We start from the raw sequence: 17999 nt of genomic DNA, 5'->3' as shown, positions 1-17999 counted from the left end.
TGGCGTTGACTAATTCAAATAATTTAAAAATGAAAACAAAGTTTAGTGGAATTTTGGCACTACTACTAGTGCTTATTGTGCAGTTAACTTACGCACAAGAAAAGACAATTTCAGGAACGGTATCAGACGAAACTGGTCTACCTTTACCTGGAACTACAGTCTTAGTTAAAGGTACTTCTTCTGGAGTTTCTTCCGATTTTGATGGTAATTACAGTATTAAAGCAAGCCAAGGCGCTACCTTAGTGTTTAGCTTTGTTGGTTACACAACTCAGGAAGTTATTGTAGGCACTTCAAACACAGTTAATGTTACTATGTTAGAAGATGCTGCAAAATTAGAAGAAGTAGTAATTGTTGGTTATGGTACTTCTACCAAGCAGTCTTTTGCGGGTACAGCGCAGACTGTAAAAAGTGAGAACCTTGAAATAAAAAACGTATCAAACGTAAGTCAGGCACTTGCGGGTGAGGTTGCCGGTGTTACCGTTATTAATACCTCGGGGCAACCAGGTACAACTTCCACAATACGAATTAGAGGTTATGGATCTGTTAACGGAAACAGAGATCCTCTTTATGTAGTAGATGGTGTGCCTTACAATGGAGGTTTAAACTCCATTAATCCAGCTGATATTAAAAGCACAACGGTTTTAAAAGATGCAACCGCTACAGCCATCTACGGTTCTCGTGGAGCTAACGGTGTAATTCTTATTACTACAAAAACAGGATCGGCAAACGATTCTTATATTGAATTAGATGTAAAGTCAGGAATTAACACGCAAATTATACCTAGATACGATGTTATTAAATCCCCTGAAGAGTATATTGGTTATGTTTGGGAGGGTATTTACAACAGAGGTGACATTACAGGATCTGCAGACCCTGTAGCTTATGCTAACAGCAGATTATTCACTAATAACTATGTAGCTCCTGGTTATAACATGTGGAATGTTGCCAATGGAGGTGAATTAATCGACCCTGCTACACATATGGTTAGAGACGGTGTTACAAGAAAATACACGCCTAGATTATACGCAGATGAAGCTTTCGATTCTGCGTTTAGAAATGAAGGAAGCTTACGTATGGGAGGTGGAAACGATAAATCTAAATACTTCTTCTCTCTAGGTTTCTTAAATGATGATGGATATGCTAAAAACACAAGTTACGACCGTTACACTTCAAGATTAAACTTGACTTCAGACGTAAAAGAATGGTTAGAAGTTGGGGCGAACATGGGATATTCATATTCTGAAAGTTTAAACAATGGACAAACAGTAGGCTCTGAAAACGTTTTTGAATTCGCTGATAAAATGGCTCCTATTTTCCCTGTGTATCTAAGAGATGACAATGGTAATCTTGTTCCTGATCCTATTTTTGGTGGTAACCAATTTGATTATGGTACAGTATCTGGTTTTAGAGATCGCCCTAACGCCAACAACTTAAACCCTATTGCTTCATCTATTTACGACTATGTAGGTTTTAAAAGACATGATTTTAATGGAAACGTGAATATGAATATTAAATTCACAGACCACTTGACGCTTGAAACTCGCTACGGAACACAATACTCTATGGAGCGCTACAAAAACTATAGCAATCCGTTTTACGGAACAGCTACAGGAGACGGTGGTAACTTATTTACAAGGGACCGTGAGCGTTTAAGTTCTAACTTCCTACAATTATTACGTTACAAAAATGATTTTGGAAATCACTCTTTAGAAGTGCTAGCTGCTCACGAAAATAATGAATATACATTCAGAGAATCTACTCAATACAAAGGAAAGGTTGTTTTAGACGGTTTATTAGAATTAGATAATTTTATTTCTAACCTGTCACCTCCAACAGGCTTTAATGAAGGTGCTACTATAGAATCTTATTTTGGTCAGGTAAACTACGACTATAATGATAAATATTATTTAACAGGTTCTATCCGTCGTGACGGTTCATCTAGATTCGTTAACGATAAATGGGGTACTTTTGGTTCTGTAGGAGCTGCCTGGGTTATCTCTAACGAAGATTTCCTTGATAGTAATTTATTCACGTTCTTAAAACTTAAAGCCTCTTATGGTATTACTGGAGACCAAGCTGGAGTTGATTACTATTCTGGTTACGACACGTTTAACAGTGGTATATTAGGTGGAGAGATCTCTATTTCAGCTGCCGACAACGGTAACCCTGATCTTACCTGGGAAACATCAAAAATGTTCCAAACAGGCGTTGAATTTACCTTGGGAACTTTCTTAGATGGATCCATTGATTACTACAACAAATTAACAGACAACTTAATCTTTGAAAGACGTGTTGGTCCTTCACAAGGTATTGCAATCATTACGGTTAATGATGGTGAGCTTAAAAACCAGGGTATAGAGTTCGATTTCACTGGTCATATCTTCAATAAAAACAACTTTAAATTAGATGTTGGTGTTAATGGAGAAATCATTAAAAACGAAATAGCAATGATGCCTATCGAGCCTTCAACTGGTTTACCTAGAATTCTTGATACATCTCCTGGAGATTATGCGTATTCAAAAGGAAGCTCTATTTACGACTTTTACTTACGTGAATGGGCTGGTGTAGATCCTGCAGATGGAGCTCCAATGTGGTATCAATACTTTAACGATTCTAACGATAACGGTATATTAGACAGTGGTGAAGAATCAATCACAACACTTACTCCTTATTTAAGTGAAAACCCTGATGCTAATATTGCTAAACGAGTAACTAGAACGTATTCTCAAGCTACTGATAAATATGTAGGTAAATCAGGTATTCCTGATGTTAGAGGTGCATTCAGAATTGGTGGTGAGTTAGGTAACTTCAATTTCTCTACTCAATTCACATACAGCATTGGTGGTTATGCCATTGATTACCAGTACGGAGAATTGATGAGTGATCGATTTGGTGCTGTTGGTAACAACTACCATAGAGACATAGCGGGAAGATGGACAATGCCCGGAGACATTACAAATATTCCTAGATTAGCCGATGGTATCGACCAAAATAGCACATCTACTTCAACTCGTTTCTTAACAAAAACAGATTATTTAGCTCTAAACAATGCTATGATTGGTTATACATTACCTTCTAAATTTTTAGAGAACACTCCTATTAGCTATGTAAACTTATGGGCTTCTGGAGACAATTTATTCATCAAAACTGCTCGCGACGGATTTAACCCAACGGTTACCGAAGATGGAAGTTCTACTCGTAGAATTTATGCGCCATTAACAACGTTCACTTTAGGTGTTAGAGTTAAATTTTAAAAAAATTGAAAATGAAAAATATTTTAAAATATACAATTATTGCAGCAAGCACAATATTTACGTTTAGCTGCGGTGAAGATTATCTAGAAAAGACTCCTTCTGAAGTTTTAACAACTGCTCAAATTGGAGATGCGGCCTCTAGAAACCCTGCAGTTATAGCAGGTACAATGAATGGAATTTATGCATTAATGTTTGAAGTAGAAACAGGTGGTACTACAGGTGCTGACGATTTCGGTCACAAAGGTTACGATATATTTGCTGATATGCTTTCCAGTGATGTTGCTTTATCAGTTAGTACTTATGGCTGGTATAGAGCCAGTATAACTGAATTTCAGTGTACAGAAGATTTTACATTTACTGATAACTACCAAGTATGGAGATATTACTATCGTATTATCAGATCTGCTAATACAGTTATAGATGCTCTAGGAGGAAATGATGTTACTCCTGAATTAGACGAAAATAAATACATAATGGGTCAGGCTAAAGCAATCCGTGCCCACTCCTATTTTTATTTAGCTCAGTATTTCCAAAAAACATATAACCCTACTGAAGAGATATTACCTTTATATGATGATTTATTAGATCAAAACGGGCCAAAAGTTCCTGCCTCTGAGATTTACGCTTTAATTGAAAGTGATTTAACTGCTGCCATTTCTTTATTAAATGGTTTTACAAGATCTGCTAAAAGCCAGATTAACCAGGATGTTGCTAAAGGTATTTTGGCTTACGTTTATGGTGCCATGGGAAGAGACTCGGATGTTAAAACATTAACCTCGCAAGTTATAAGTACAGGTGCATATCCAATTATGAATGAAGAAGAAGTTTTGGGTGGATTTAATGACGTTAATACACCTGGATGGATGTGGGGAGTTGATTTAACTTCTGATAATGAAATTAGTTTACATTCATGGTGGGGACAAATGGATTATTTCTCTTACAGTTATGCTGGCTATGGTGATTCTAAAGCTATCGATTCTGATCTTTATGCTTTAATCCCAGCCGATGACGTAAGAAAAGAACAATTCGAATCAGATCCAGCTGCTGGAAATCAATATTTACAGCCTTTAAATAAGTTCTATGAAGCAGCTAGAGTTCCTAGAGGTTCCAGTACTACAATTACTTCAGATTTAATTTATATGAGAATTGCTGAAATGTATATTTTAAATGCTGAAGCTGCTGCTAAAACTTCAGATGAAGCAACAGCGAAATCTAGTTTAAAAGCTCTTGTGTCTAAACGTGTACCAGACGCTTCATATATTGATGCTTTAACAGGACAAGCATTACTAAATGAAATTTACTTACAATCACGTATTGAGTTATGGGGTGAAGGAAAAACATACTTAGCTATGAAAAGAAATAAACGCACTATTAAAAGAGGAGATAATCACCTATCTTTTGTTGGTGAAGAAATCTCTTATGATGATGAGCGTATGACCTTTGAAATCCCGGAAGCTGAGATTTTATACAATCCGTTCATCAGTACTCAAAACGACTAATTATCATCAATAATAATTAAAAATCATATTTTATGAAAAAAATAGCACATATATTATTGATGCTGGTAACCATGGCATCATTACAAAATTGTGAAGACACATATTTACCACCTGAGTTGAATTATATCACTTTAGACGAATCATCTATGAATATAGTCGTAAATGAAAACTCGTCACTTGGTACAGAACTAAAAATCTATACTTCAACTAATATGAAGTCAGACACCACAGTAGAATTAAATATTACTACAACTATGGCGTCTGAAAATTATACGGTTCCTACATCTGTAACCATTCCGGCTAACTCAAATGAAGCTACAATTCCTTTAACAATTGCCGATAACAGTTTAAGCAGATCTGGAGAAACAATGTCTATCGCTTTTGACGCGCCAGAAGGTTATTACACAGGTACTTCTAAAGTAGATTTAAACATTAGCGTATTATGTCCTTCTGATTTAGCTGGAAGCTGGACTTATACCTCTGGAAATGGAAAAACAGTAACTATCACTGAAACAGGAGACGGAACATATACCGTTAGCGCAGACAATGCTTTCACTACAAGTTATTCTTTTAACATAACTGACTCTTGTAGTAATTTAATCGTTACAGGCGGTTATCTAGAAGATGAATTTGATATTCCTGTCAGTGGAACTGGAACTGTTTCTGAAGACAAAAACACTATTACTCTATCATACACTGTGGATGGTTATTTTACAGACAGATCTATGATTTTAACCAAAAACTAACTTTATTTCAATTAAAGTAAATTTAAAACCACTTCAAATTTGAAGTGGTTTTTTTATACCTTTGCCTCATGCAAGAACAAACACAAATTTTTGGAATTAGAGCCATTTTAGAGGCTATTAACGCAGGAGAAACTATCGATAAAGTATTTCTTCAAAAGGGTTTAAAAGGAGACTTATTTTCCGAGTTAGAATTCGCCCTACGTCAACATTCTATTAATTCATCGTATGTTCCTGTTGAAAAACTTAACCGTTTAACTAGAGGAAATCACCAAGGTGCAGTTGCTCAAATCTCCCCTATTGCATTTTATGATTTGGAAGATTTAGTATCTCAAGTAATGGAATCTGGTAAAACCCCTTTATTCCTTTTACTTGATCAGTTAAGCGATGTTCGTAATTTCGGTGCTATCATTCGTACGGCTGAATGTACCGGCGTTGATGGTATTATCATTCAGAAAAAAGGTGGTGCTCCTGTAAATGGAGATACCATTAAAACAAGTGCTGGTGCCGTATTTAAAATTCCAATCTGTAAAGTCGACCACATTAAGGACGCCGTATTTTACATGCAGGCTTCAGGTGTTAAAGTCGTTGCAGCTACCGAGAAAACAGATGATACACTTTACGATATAGATTTCACAGAACCCTGTGCCATTATTATGGGATCGGAAGACCGTGGTATTAACCCTTCGACTTTAAAAGTGGTTGATGCCAAAGCTAAACTTCCTTTACTTGGAGAAATAGGGTCTTTAAATGTTTCTGTGGCTTGTGGAGCGTTTTTGTACGAAGCCGTTAGACAGCGTTTAAAATAAGCTAATCTTCTTCTTTTTTACGCTCTTTGTATGAGTATCGGATAATGATTGGTTCTTGCTCCTCCTCGACTTCTGGTTCAAGGTGTTCTATAAAGTTTCCATTCTCATCGAAGTGTTTTAGAAACGGGTCGTCATCTTCATTATAATCGGGTTGTTCCCAAACATATTTTTTAGGTTTAGCTATAGACTTTTTAAAGATGAAAGCAAACAACAATCCTGTGATTAAACCGGAAAGATGTCCTTCCCACGAAATACCCTTTTCTATTGGCATGGTATACCAAATCATACTTCCGTAAAGAAAAACGACTAAAAGCGATAAGGCGATTAATCGGTAATGTTTAGCAAAAACACCTTTAAAGAAAATAAAACTTACTAAAACATAAATGAGCCCGCTGGCCCCAATATGATAAGATGGTCGCCCGATACACCAGGTTAACAATCCGGATAACAGAATGCCATACCCTAAAACTTTCCAAGCAATAGGTCGATAAAAATAAAACAATGCCGTACTAAGCACAAGCAAAGGCACCGAATTACTAGCCAAATGTTTGAGGCTTGCATGAATAAACGGACTCAACACAATACCTCGTAACCCTTTTAAAGTCTGCGGATAAATTCCAAATTTACTCAAGCGCAAGCCAAAACGCACATCAGCCCAAAATACCACCCAAATGAGAAGCACAAAAAAAATGGGGTACGCAATGACGCCTGTTGAAAAATGAAAATGCTTGTGTGTCTTCATAAGCCTAAATATAGCAAATAACTAACCAATGTCATCTTAAATGCTAAATTGGCAGACAATTTGGGTGAGGTATTAAAGCGACATCCTTTTTAATTTTATTAAAAAGATACAGCTGAAAGACCGACCTTGCTTTTTTGCAATGGCACACCTAAAACTTAAAAAATTCACGTAATTTTACAAACATGAATGAACCATTAGCAGAGCGTTTAAGACCGAAAACTTTAGAGGACTATATTAGCCAGACCCATCTGGTTGGCGAAAGCGGCGTGTTAACCAACCAAATTAAACAAGGGCTGATTCCTTCTATGATTTTTTGGGGACCTCCGGGTATTGGTAAAACGACACTCGCTAACATTATTGCAACGGAATCGGGTCGACCGTTTTATACACTTAGTGCCATTAGTTCAGGAGTAAAAGACGTTCGCGAGGTAATTGATAAAGCGAAACAAAGTGGTGGTTTATTTACTACGAAAAACCCCATTTTGTTTATTGATGAGATTCATCGTTTTAGTAAATCGCAACAGGATTCTTTACTCCAGGCTGTTGAAAAAGGCTGGGTAACTTTAATTGGTGCTACAACCGAAAATCCGAGTTTCGAGGTGATTTCAGCACTGCTTTCACGTTGTCAGGTATATATTTTAAAACCTTTTGAAAAAGCCGATTTAGAAATGCTTTTGCAACGTGCCATTAGGGAGGATGTATATCTATCAGAAAAAAACATTACCCTTAAAGAGACGAATGCCCTTTTAAAGTTATCTGGTGGCGATGCTAGAAAACTGCTTAATATTTTTGAACTGATTGTCAACTCGGAAGAATCTAACAATGTTGTGATTACCGATGATGACGTATTACAAAAAATTCAAAACAATACGGTTCGTTATGATAAAACCGGCGATCAGCACTATGATATTATTTCTGCATTTATTAAATCGATTCGCGGCAGTGACCCTAACGGTGCTGTGTATTGGTTAGCGCGAATGATTGAAGGGGGTGAAGATGTGAAATTTATTGCTCGTAGGTTATTAATTTCCGCAAGTGAAGATATCGGTAATGCCAACCCTACGGCTTTAGTCATTGCGAATAATACCTTTCAGGCGGTATCGACCATTGGCTATCCGGAATCGCGCATCGTTTTAAGTCAGTGTGCAACGTATTTAGCCTGTTCTCCAAAAAGTAATGCGGCTTATACAGCCATTGGTAAGGCCCAGCAACTGGTGAAACAAACTGGTGATTTATCGGTACCATTAGATATTAGAAATGCACCTACCAAACTGATGAAAGAGTTAGGTTACGGCGATAACTATATGTACGCTCATAATTATGAAAATAACTTTGCTCCTCAGGAGTTTTTACCTGATGAAATAAAAAACACAAAACTTTACGAGCCTGGTAATAATGCTCGAGAAAATGCTCATCGCGACTTTTTAAAACAACGCTGGAAAGACAAATATGGATATTAATAGAAATAAAAAAGGGAACCTGTTGGTTCCCTTTTTTATTATTTAAAACTTGATGTTTAGCTCTTTTTGTTTAGTGCCTTCTGATGTGTTGTATTCAATCAGCCAAGTATCTCCCTTTTTATAAATGATAGCGTTTTCGCCATTTACCATATATAAATTAGGCTGTGCTGTTTTTGTAATTCTGTAAACGACTTTAGGTGTTGCATCAACCAACTGATAACCATTTTCTATTTCCTGTGCATATAACACACTATTCATAACCTCTTTTACTTCAGCCTCAACAACCGCTTCGTCTTTAACTACTGCTACTTTTTCAGTAGTAACCACAGGAACTACAGTAGCTGCTGCTGTTTGTTCTGCTTCCTTAGCTTTTAAAGCCTCAAGCTCTTGTTTTAACTGTTGGATTTCCTGTTCTGTATTTGTTGCTGCCACAGTAGTTGATGCTATAACAGCTTCTCTTGGTTCATATTTATAATTCAATGCTTCAATATCAGTAAAAGCATCTCTTAAGGCTTCATTATAGGCTCTATAAAAATCCTTTTCACGACTCTCTCCTAACTTTGTTGTAAACACCACAGCATCATTGCAATCCTTTAATTCTACAGATAACCTTGTTTTAAATAATCCTGAATCTTTTAATGCATCAGATTTTAACGCCAAACAACGATTTTTTACCAAATCATCTGGGTAAGCTTCTCCTTCTTTTAAAGCTGTAAATCCATATTTTTCAAATAAGAACTTGGTTAAGGAATTTAATTGGTACTGATCTTTTTCTTTTAGAAAGTCATATTTATTAGGAACAATAACATACTTGTAGGCATTTAAATTGGTTTGAGCAAATACACTACTGGCAACTAAGAATGTTATTAAAAATGATAAAAATTTAGTTTTCATTGTTGTAATATGTAATTATATTGAAATTTTAAATTCTGTGAGTATTGAATAGTAAATATACGTTTTGTTATTTATTTCTAATTTCTGAAACATAAAAAATATTGAAATCGCATGTGTTGAAATTTACAAATACTTTTTCAAGTCCAAAAGGTTATTAACATGTTTTATGCTGGCTTCAACATCCTGATTAAATTCATTGAAATAAATGACATCCATGCCAATACTCATGGCACCAAGGATATCGGCTTCAAAACCATCTCCAATCATGATGCTTTTTTCTATGGACGTATTTGCCTTCTCGATAGCATGATGGAATATTCTAGGGTTCGGTTTCTTCACTCCTACACTCTCACCATTCGTAACCGTTTTAAAATAATGATTGATATTCGATTTGATTAACTTCTTAGTCTGAACTTCTTCAAAACCATTAGACAGGATATGCAAATTATAATTGTCCGACAAATATTCCAAAACCTCAATAGTATGATTGAATAAATAATTATGATCGGTCAGATAAGTAATATAATCTTCTGCCAACTGATGAATAATCGACTCGGCCACCGTTTTATTCAATGCCGTAAAAGTGTCCTTTAATCGCCCGAATCGCATCAAGGCTTTATCTACTTTCTCATCACGATACCATTTCCAGTATTGTAAATTGATGGCTTTATAATGTGTTAAAAACTCTTGTAAATCGACCTCTACATTGTTCAACTTCAAAATTTTGTCGAATGCTAACTCCGAATTTCTGTCGAAATCCCATAAGGTATGATCTAAATCAAAAAATATATCTGTAATTCCGTTAATTTTCATTTGGTGAATCTAAAACAATATTAAATAATTCTTTAAAGCCTTTCCACCGCTCGACATCGCTAAAAGTATAATTGTGAAATACTGGTATAAATTCGCCATTAACCTGCTTCACCTGCTTTATAATTTCGTTTAAAGCTTTCTTTTTATCTAATAACGAATGTACTTTCAATAAGGTATAATCCATCATATGATATGAATTAATTTTCAAAGGTGTCTGCACTTCGTAATCTAGGTCGTAGAACAAAAATGGCGTACAGGTTCCGGCGCGAAAGCCCATATAATTCACATAACCCATCGTGTAGTCTTCCAGAATTTCATGCTCTATTAAATTTCGGTAAGATTCTGGAAGGTTTAATTTGGAAAAGGACTGACGCGATGCTTTTAAGGGGGCGTTTATAATATCTTCCAAACGCATTTTTTCTTTCTTCAACACTTCTGAGCTTTCCAAAGCAAAATAAGAGGCTTTTAATCCTACGTAACAGTAATCAGCAACGTGTTTTATGAGCGACACGAAATGTTTACTGTTAGGATTGGTGCCTTTATCGTAAGTTGAAAAATCGCCCAACAAAAAGAAAAATAAAAACTTATACTGACTTTGCTTTTGCTTGTTAATGATGTACTTGAAAGTATCATACGGATCATGCTGCAACCCAAAAATCACCATAAACCTGTTATAAAGTGTTTTGAACTTCAGCTGAAACAATTCTTTTAAAGTCCCTCCGATACCACGCATGACTCCCTTAAGCTTAAAATGGTACGCTGTTGGCACGTCAATAATGGGTTTAATGCTATACTTACGTTCTGGAAACTGAAACTCTTCATACTGTTGCTGAAGGGCATCCCGAAATTTATAAGCCCAGATGTCTACAACAGGTTGTTCTAAAAATCCGTTTTTGTAGGCTATACTTTCGGTGGCTAAAAAGCGACCGTATTGATCCTTTACGTGTGGTAAATACTCCTCGTAACGTGATAATAAATAAAAGGAAGCTGCAAAAACATCAAAGGGCATAGCACTTTTCTCTCCCGCAGAAAACAAACCCTTGGTATCTTCCCAAGACTGCACATTGATTTCGATATCACTCAATCCCTGTTCAAATAAAATATCATGACTACGAACAAAAAATTCATTACCTAATTGCTGCTTGGTATACGACATTTTTAAACTATCATGCGCAATAAAGCTTTCTATCTGAGTCGTAAAATCGACCTCAACCCCCAAAATTCTGGTGCATATATGCTTAAAAACATATTTTAAACGCGGAGATATTTTATGTGTGTAAACTAACAGCATATGTTATTTGTGCAGTACTTTTGCTAAATTATAGAATTCCTTCGTCTGCGAAACTAAAGTATGCATTTTCTGTTATAATCAAATGATCAAGCACTTTAATATCTAAACTTTGTGCAGCCGTTTTTAACTTTTCTGTGATTTGTTTATCGGCTTCACTGGGCTTTAGAGTTCCTGAAGGATGATTGTGTGATAAAATAAGTCCGGTAGCACCAACCTCCAAAGCGGTTTTTAACACCAAACGCACGTCGACTAAAGTTCCGGTAATACCACCTTTACTCAATTGATTCTTCTGAATGACCTTATTTGAATTATTTAGATAGATAATCCAGAATTCTTCATGTTGCAATTCACCAATAACGGGCTGCATCACTTCGAAAACTGACCGACTGGAAGTAATTTGCTTTTTCTCCAGAGCTTCTTCGCCTCGTCGACGTCGACCTAATTCCAGAGCTGCTGCGATGGTAATGGCTTTAGCTTCTCCAATGCCTTTAAATTGCATCAACTGTTTAACCGATAGCTTTCCTAAAGCACTTAAATTATTATCAACACTTGCCAATATGCGTTTGCATAAGGCTACGGCACTTTCTTCCCGATTACCCGAACCAATTAAAATCGCTACCAATTCGGCATCACTTAAAGTCGACTTTCCTTTGTATAACAACTTCTCACGAGGCTGATCGTCCTGACTCCAGTTCTTAATTGAAAACGATGTTGATTTTTCTTGCATACAGTAAATATAAATATTGTAATTTTATATTTCAACATTTAAAAGATTAAAATACACTGAATATCAACACCTAATACCTCATCAAAATGAAACCACTAAAGAAAGAAGATATTAATCAAGAAGTATTCGACTTATACGATGAGTACGCTCATAATAAAATAAACCGTCGCCAGTTTGTTGAAAAACTATCGGTATTTGCGGTTGGAGGTATCACCGTATCATCATTACTCAGTTTCATAAGTCCTAATTATGTTGATACCTTAATGGTCGACCCTAAAGACCCTAAACTCGATTCTAAATATATTACTTACGACTCTCCTAAGGGAGGTGGTTCTATTAAAGGCTTATTATCAAAACCTAAAAAATCTAAAGGTAAATTACCGGGCATTATCGTGGTTCACGAAAATCGAGGGCTAAATCCTTATATTGAAGATGTGGGGAGACGTGCGGCCATGGAAGGTTTTATATCTTTAGCCCCCGATGCTTTAACACCGCTTGGTGGTTATCCTGGTAATGACGATGAGGGTCGTGAATTGCAACGTCAACGCGACCGTAATGACATGCTGGAGGATTTTATTGCTGGTTACAACTATTTAAAAAACCATAAAGACTGTAGTGGAAAAATAGGCGTTGTAGGATTCTGTTTTGGTGGCTGGATTGCCAATATGATGGCCGTAAAACTGCCAACACTTTCGGCTGCGGTTCCTTTTTATGGCGGACAACCATCGGCAGAGGACACGGCGCAAATTAAAGCGCCTCTACTTATTCAGTATGCCGGATTAGATACTCGGGTGAATGCCGGATGGGAAGCTTACGAAACAGCATTAAAAGCCAATAATATAGAATACACCACTTACATTTATCCTGAAGTCAATCATGGGTTTCATAACAACACCACTCCAAGATACGATGAAGCGGCAGCTACCCTTGCTTGGAAAAGAACTATAGACTTCTTTAATGATAAATTAAAGTAATTCATCTGTACTTAACCTGTTTATAAGTTCAAAATCATATCATTTATTAATTTTTTATGCATAAATTTATAGCAAAGGTTAACTATAAATTTATGCATTTTACTTCATATTCGGTTTCGCTTAAAACCTTTATACTCTCAACTGTTTTAGTCTGTTTCAGTATGAGTTTCACACAGGCTCAAGAATCTGAAACCGGAATAGACTCATCTGTTGTCGCGGCGCCTAAGGCTATTCCATTAACGGCCATCATTCAAAATATTCAAAAAACAAATGAGGATTTAAAACTGATTGAACGAAAGTTGGAAGCGAATAAAGCTGTTCATAAAATCGATTCGCTATACCCAACCTACGCCTCCCATATTGAAAAACAGCAGGAACAAACCCATAAGATTTTAGCCGCTAATCCTAACCGACAAAAAATTGAAAACCTTTATACCAAGTGGAATGGAAACCGGATTTATTTAACCGGTATTGAAGATGACGTGAACAACTTTGTATCTCGCAATACCCGCTTACTTGAATCTGTAGATTTGCATCACAGGACGTGGGATTTAACGCTGGAAAAAGCAAAAAACGAAGAGGCTCCTAAAGAAATTCTAACGCGAATTACCGAATTAATTAAAGATATTGAAGGTATTGACAAAGCCATTGTTGAAGAAAACAACACAGCTTTAAAACTCGAATCGAAAATCAATTTTAAAGTGGAATTGATTAACGAAATTATGGAGGAAATTTTAACGCTTAAAAATTCTGAAACCTATGATATTTTTCATTTGCGCCATGATCCGTTGTGGAAGATTTCATTTTCTAAATCTAAAAAATCCAGCAACACCTCGGTATGGGAAGCCGCTTCCGATAGTTTCAAAGAATTAATCAGTTTTATCAAAAACAATAAAAGCTCGTTTTACCTTTATTTTACACTCATTCTTTTTTTATTTGGAATTGTTTATTTCCTGAAACGTGGTTTCGAAAAATATGAATTCGTATCAGACGACCATAACCTGAATATTTCTAAAGATGTCATTCTAAAACATCCTTTGGCTTCCTTTATTTTCCTGTCTCTGCTTATTGGAAATATATTTTTCACCGGTACACCAAAACTATTTGAAAGCATTTTAATTCTGGGATTAATTGTAGCGTCTTCTTACGTTGTTAAACCTCAAATTAAAGAGCAATTTAAAAACATCTACTACATTATTACATTCTTCTATATTATTGATTCTCTGAAGACCTACTTATGGTTTCATCCAGGCATCTATAGAATCTATTTGTTACTGGAAGCTATACTAATTGGTGTTGCAGTTTACTTATTACTTAAAAAACTCTACAAAACCAGTAATCCAACAATTAATCCACTGAGTAAATTCTTAATTCAGTTAAGTCCGGCAATTTATGTTTTGGTGTTTATTGCCATAATGTCTAATATTTTAGGATATACGAATTTAACCGATATCACACTTAAAATATGTACACATATTGGTGTGATAACTGTTATTTTCTATAGTTTATTATTAATTCTTGAAGGCATTTCGACCAGTTTAATTCATAGGCATTTTAGTTCAAAATCAAATGTTGACTTCATTAAAAAATTAGCTTTAGAAATCAAGCTGATAAAAATTTTAAGGGTCGTTGTACTTATGTTTTGGTTTCTGTTTTTTCTGAATATGATTGAACTATACAGACCTTTAAGAGATTATTTAACCGATGTGCTTTCTGAACCTTATAAGCTGGGCACCATATCCATAACTATTGGTTCTATTTTATCATTTATCATTATTCTCGCATCTTCTTTTATTATTACAAGTATAATCTCCTTTGTGATTGATGATGGCGATGGCGAAGGTATTTTAAAAAACCTGCGTTTACCAAAAGGTATACCTGCAGCGATTTCACTTGTTATTCGCTATTTTATTGTGGCCTTCGGATTTGTTTTTGCTCTATCGTCTTTAGGAATGGATTTAAGTAAATTTAATCTGCTTGCCGGTGCACTGGGCATTGGTATTGGTTTTGGTTTGCAAACCATAATATCCAACTTTGTATCGGGGTTAATTTTAGTGTTTGAAAGACCTATCTTACAAGGGGATACCGTTGAAGTAGATAATCTTTTAGGTCGGGTTCATAAAATTGGTGTGCGTTCTTCCAAAATCAGAACGTTTGATGGAGCTGAAGTAATTGTACCCAATTACAACCTGATGTCGAACAACTTGATCAATTGGACTTTATCCGATAACACAAAACGAATTGATATTTTTATAGGTGCAAGCTACGATGCTGACCCTAATGAAGTTTTAGAAATCCTTACTAAAGCAGGCACATCACACCCATTAATTTTAAAAACACCTCCTCCGCGAGCGCTATTCCTTGAATTTGGTGATAACTCCCTTAATTTCGTTTTACAATGCTGGGTGCATTACGAAGTTAGTTTAGTAACTAAAAGCGAGGTTTCGGTAGCCGTGTATAATGCTTTCAAGGAAGCGGGTATAGAAATACCTTTTCCCCAAAGAGATATTTATATTAAAAACATGCCAAACAGTATACCAAATGGAAGTGACTCTTAAAGGAAAAGTGAAATAATTTATTTTATTAAAGTTTTCACCTCATCAAAATTAAGTCCACCATAATTACCAGAACTCATTAGTAACAAAGCTTTGTTTTCTAAATTTTGAGCAAGTAAAAAGTTTTTAAAATCGTCTGGATTGGTATAAATAATTAAATCGTCACGTTCAAAAGCCTGGGCTATTTGTTCGTGAGAAACGGCATCCAACTTTTTAATTTCAACCGCATGAGGCGAATAAAACACAACAGCTGTATCGGCAGCATCTAAAGCACCTTTATATTCTTTTAAAAAATCTGCGTTTAAACTACTGTAGGTATGAAGTTCTAAACAGGCGACTAATGTCCTATCGCTATATTGTTCTTTAACAGCCTTAGTCGTTGCCTCTACTTTACTAGGCGAGTGGGCAAAATCTTTATAAGCCACACTGGTTTTACCTTCAGCAATTTTTTCCAGACGCTTACTTGCACCTTTAAAGGTTGAAATGGCCTCATAAAAATCATCTTCGTCAATCCCCATGTGCTGACAAATCCACTTGGCACCTGCCAGATTATTCAGGTTGTGCTTTCCGAAGACTTCTATTGGCATTGGGCCTTCGGGAGTTTCTAAATAGGTTTCACCGTCTTCAACTGTATATTCTGGTGTATGATAAGCTATTTTACGGATTGGATTTTCTGATGCTCCTACAACACGTTTTACCTCGGCATCTTCTTCATTATAATTGATACTTCCGCCTTTTACAATCGAATCTACAAAAATCTTGAATTGCTCTACATAGTTTTCATAAGTTGGAAACACATTGATATGATCCCAGGCAATACCGCTTAACAAGGCTATATTAGGTTTATATAAATGAAATTTCGGGCGTCTGTCTATTGGCGAACTTAAATATTCATCACCTTCTAAAACAATAAAGTCATTCGCTTCGGTTAACTTTACCATAACATCAAAGCCTTCCAGCTGTGCACCAACCATATAATCCACATCGCGATCGTGATAATGCATAACGTGAAGAATCATAGACGTAATTGTTGTTTTACCATGACTTCCTCCAATAACCACACGGGTTTTGTTTTTTGATTGCTCGAACAAAAACTCCGGATAACTGTATATTTTAAGTCCTAACTCCTGTGCTTTTAATAACTCGGGATTATCAGCTTTCGCATGCATGCCTAAAACAACAGCATCTAAATTATCAGTAATTTTTTCAGGAAACCAACCAAATGTATCTGGTAATAATCCTTTTGCATTTAATCGTGATTTTGACGGTTCGAAAATCTCATCGTCACTTCCTGTTACCTGATATCCTTTGTTATGTAAAGCTAAAGCTAGGTTGTGCATTGCCGCACCTCCAATGGCTATAAAATGTACGTTCATAAGTTATTTTTGTAGATGGTAAAGATACGGATTGCATATTTTTCTGCCGTAATTCAAGTTCGATAAATTTTACAAATTGTCTTTTTTAATGGCTTCTATTTGGAGTAACAAATCGGCGTCCTGATGTTTTTTATAAGCGGCTTTAAGATTTCTAATAGCTTTTTCAGGTTCGTCCTGTGCAATATAAAACTTCGTTAATTTATCGTAACACACTAAAGAACCACCTTCTATTATTGCCAATTTATAATATTTCTCAGCCAACTCTGGTTCCTTGTCTGTTTCATAAATAAACCCCTTCGCCAGATACCCATCAACTTTTGAAAGATTTTCCAAAGTATTTGCATATGGCAGCGCACTTGAAATTCCGCCACCTAAAAAACTTGGCAATTTCATATAATATTCCACCAAAGCCCAGCGCGCATCAATATGATTAGCATCCAACTCGGTTGCTTTAATAAAAGCTGCTTCGACATCATCAATAATCGTTAAGGCTCTAATTTTGCTAACTGACAAAGCCTTCATACCTAAAACGCCACCATATTTATAATGATAATTAGCATTCTTATCATCATAATGAATTAACGATTGGTAACTAATAATAGCTTCATCCCATTTTTTTTGATGACCATAAGTATCACCTAACAACTCTAAGGCTTGTATATCGTTAGGGTGACTTTTTAAGTATTGCTTTAAATAAGCTTCAGCTTTTATAAATTTTTCTTGGTTGAAAAGTTCTTGAATCGCCTTTGCTTCAACCTGAGCCATTGTTAATAAAGGAAAGCATAGTAAAAACAAAAATCGCACCATTACATTTATATTAAAAGACAAAGTTAAACTTTTTGAACTTCATAAAATTACTTAA

General features: G+C 35.7%; 14 protein-coding genes. 7 read left to right on the top strand and 7 right to left on the bottom strand.

The window, feature by feature from the left end:
• Nucleotides 1–29 precede the first annotated feature (29 nt).
• The 4 genes from ICJ84_RS02565 to rlmB all read left to right on the top strand — a co-directional run bounded on the left by ICJ84_RS02565 (nt 30) and on the right by rlmB (nt 6305).
• A complete protein-coding gene (locus ICJ84_RS02565; RefSeq protein ID WP_188214791.1) occupies nt 30–3254 on the top strand; it encodes a SusC/RagA family TonB-linked outer membrane protein in 3225 nt (1074 codons plus the stop codon).
• An 11-nt stretch (nt 3255–3265) separates the two neighbouring features.
• On the top strand, nt 3266–4753 hold the full coding sequence (locus ICJ84_RS02560; protein ID WP_188214790.1) for a RagB/SusD family nutrient uptake outer membrane protein: 1488 nt from the start codon (nt 3266–3268) through the stop codon (nt 4751–4753).
• A 32-nt stretch (nt 4754–4785) separates the two neighbouring features.
• Nucleotides 4786–5499: a hypothetical protein gene (locus tag ICJ84_RS02555; protein WP_188214789.1), complete on the top strand. Its 714-nt coding sequence runs from the start codon at nt 4786–4788 to the stop codon at nt 5497–5499.
• A gap of 68 nt (nt 5500–5567) precedes the next feature.
• Nucleotides 5568–6305, top strand: a complete 738-nt coding sequence (rlmB, locus tag ICJ84_RS02550) for a 23S rRNA (guanosine(2251)-2'-O)-methyltransferase RlmB (RefSeq protein ID WP_188214788.1) — start codon at nt 5568–5570, stop codon at nt 6303–6305.
• Nucleotide 6306: 1 nt separating this feature from the next.
• Here the strand turns inward: rlmB and ICJ84_RS02545 are convergent, their stop codons facing one another.
• Nucleotides 6307–7047, bottom strand: a complete 741-nt coding sequence (locus ICJ84_RS02545) for a rhomboid family intramembrane serine protease (RefSeq protein WP_188214787.1) — start codon at nt 7045–7047, stop codon at nt 6307–6309.
• A 182-nt stretch (nt 7048–7229) separates the two neighbouring features.
• Here ICJ84_RS02545 and ICJ84_RS02540 point away from each other — a divergent pair, with 182 nt between their 5' ends.
• Nucleotides 7230–8507 carry a replication-associated recombination protein A gene (locus ICJ84_RS02540; protein ID WP_188214786.1) on the top strand — a complete coding sequence of 426 codons (1278 nt, stop codon included), beginning with the start codon at nt 7230–7232 and terminating at the stop codon, nt 8505–8507.
• 42 nt (nt 8508–8549) lie between these two features.
• Here the strand turns inward: ICJ84_RS02540 and ICJ84_RS02535 are convergent, their stop codons facing one another.
• The 4 genes from ICJ84_RS02535 to radC form a co-directional block, all read right to left on the bottom strand.
• Complete coding sequence (locus tag ICJ84_RS02535; protein WP_188214785.1) at nt 8550–9401, bottom strand: hypothetical protein; 852 nt, start codon at nt 9399–9401, stop codon at nt 8550–8552.
• Nucleotides 9402–9524: 123 nt separating this feature from the next.
• Nucleotides 9525–10214, bottom strand: a complete 690-nt coding sequence (locus ICJ84_RS02530) for a YjjG family noncanonical pyrimidine nucleotidase (protein ID WP_188214784.1) — start codon at nt 10212–10214, stop codon at nt 9525–9527.
• Nucleotides 10204–11505: a polysaccharide deacetylase family protein gene (locus ICJ84_RS02525; RefSeq protein ID WP_188214783.1), complete on the bottom strand. Its 1302-nt coding sequence runs from the start codon at nt 11503–11505 to the stop codon at nt 10204–10206. The genes ICJ84_RS02530 and ICJ84_RS02525 overlap by 11 nt, the downstream gene beginning before the upstream one ends.
• A gap of 28 nt (nt 11506–11533) precedes the next feature.
• On the bottom strand, nt 11534–12232 hold the full coding sequence (radC, locus tag ICJ84_RS02520) for a RadC family protein (protein WP_188214782.1): 699 nt from the start codon (nt 12230–12232) through the stop codon (nt 11534–11536).
• Nucleotides 12233–12318: 86 nt separating this feature from the next.
• Between radC and ICJ84_RS02515 the strand changes: the two genes are divergently transcribed.
• Together ICJ84_RS02515 and ICJ84_RS02510 are read left to right on the top strand one after the other, a co-directional pair.
• The gene (locus ICJ84_RS02515) at nt 12319–13206 is read left to right on the top strand and encodes a dienelactone hydrolase family protein (protein WP_188214781.1); all 888 of its coding nucleotides are present in this window, start codon (nt 12319–12321) and stop codon (nt 13204–13206) included.
• Between the two features lie 161 nt (nt 13207–13367).
• A complete protein-coding gene (locus ICJ84_RS02510) occupies nt 13368–15764 on the top strand; it encodes a mechanosensitive ion channel family protein (RefSeq protein ID WP_188214780.1) in 2397 nt (798 codons plus the stop codon).
• A 17-nt stretch (nt 15765–15781) separates the two neighbouring features.
• Here the strand turns inward: ICJ84_RS02510 and ICJ84_RS02505 are convergent, their stop codons facing one another.
• Nucleotides 15782–17137 (bottom strand): UDP-N-acetylmuramate--L-alanine ligase, encoded by a 1356-nt coding sequence (locus ICJ84_RS02505; RefSeq protein ID WP_188214779.1) that lies wholly within the window; start codon nt 17135–17137, stop codon nt 15782–15784.
• A 69-nt stretch (nt 17138–17206) separates the two neighbouring features.
• Complete coding sequence (locus tag ICJ84_RS02500; RefSeq protein ID WP_241748670.1) at nt 17207–17965, bottom strand: tetratricopeptide repeat protein; 759 nt, start codon at nt 17963–17965, stop codon at nt 17207–17209.
• Nucleotides 17966–17999 lie beyond the last annotated feature (34 nt).

The sequence above is a fragment of the Aestuariibaculum suncheonense genome (assembly GCF_014596935.1).
Taxonomy (GTDB): domain Bacteria; phylum Bacteroidota; class Bacteroidia; order Flavobacteriales; family Flavobacteriaceae; genus Aestuariibaculum; species Aestuariibaculum suncheonense.
Note: the sequence above shows the minus strand (reverse complement) of the source record. Positions and strands in the feature narration are given on the sequence as shown.

What these genes read in the sequence shown, in the direction of transcription:
- ICJ84_RS02510 (WP_188214780.1), top strand. Translation starts at nt 13,368, where the DNA reads ATGAGTTTCACACAGGCTCAAGAATCTGAAACCGGAATAGACTCATCT.
- ICJ84_RS02515 (WP_188214781.1), top strand. Translation starts at nt 12,319, where the DNA reads ATGAAACCACTAAAGAAAGAAGATATTAATCAAGAAGTATTCGACTTA.
- ICJ84_RS02565 (WP_188214791.1), top strand. Translation starts at nt 30, where the DNA reads ATGAAAACAAAGTTTAGTGGAATTTTGGCACTACTACTAGTGCTTATT.
- radC (WP_188214782.1), bottom strand. Translation starts at nt 12,232, where the DNA reads ATGCAAGAAAAATCAACATCGTTTTCAATTAAGAACTGGAGTCAGGAC.
- ICJ84_RS02505 (WP_188214779.1), bottom strand. Translation starts at nt 17,137, where the DNA reads ATGAACGTACATTTTATAGCCATTGGAGGTGCGGCAATGCACAACCTA.
- ICJ84_RS02525 (WP_188214783.1), bottom strand. Translation starts at nt 11,505, where the DNA reads ATGCTGTTAGTTTACACACATAAAATATCTCCGCGTTTAAAATATGTT.
- ICJ84_RS02535 (WP_188214785.1), bottom strand. Translation starts at nt 9,401, where the DNA reads ATGAAAACTAAATTTTTATCATTTTTAATAACATTCTTAGTTGCCAGT.
- rlmB (WP_188214788.1), top strand. Translation starts at nt 5,568, where the DNA reads ATGCAAGAACAAACACAAATTTTTGGAATTAGAGCCATTTTAGAGGCT.
- ICJ84_RS02555 (WP_188214789.1), top strand. Translation starts at nt 4,786, where the DNA reads ATGAAAAAAATAGCACATATATTATTGATGCTGGTAACCATGGCATCA.
- ICJ84_RS02545 (WP_188214787.1), bottom strand. Translation starts at nt 7,047, where the DNA reads ATGAAGACACACAAGCATTTTCATTTTTCAACAGGCGTCATTGCGTAC.
- ICJ84_RS02530 (WP_188214784.1), bottom strand. Translation starts at nt 10,214, where the DNA reads ATGAAAATTAACGGAATTACAGATATATTTTTTGATTTAGATCATACC.
- ICJ84_RS02560 (WP_188214790.1), top strand. Translation starts at nt 3,266, where the DNA reads ATGAAAAATATTTTAAAATATACAATTATTGCAGCAAGCACAATATTT.
- ICJ84_RS02540 (WP_188214786.1), top strand. Translation starts at nt 7,230, where the DNA reads ATGAATGAACCATTAGCAGAGCGTTTAAGACCGAAAACTTTAGAGGAC.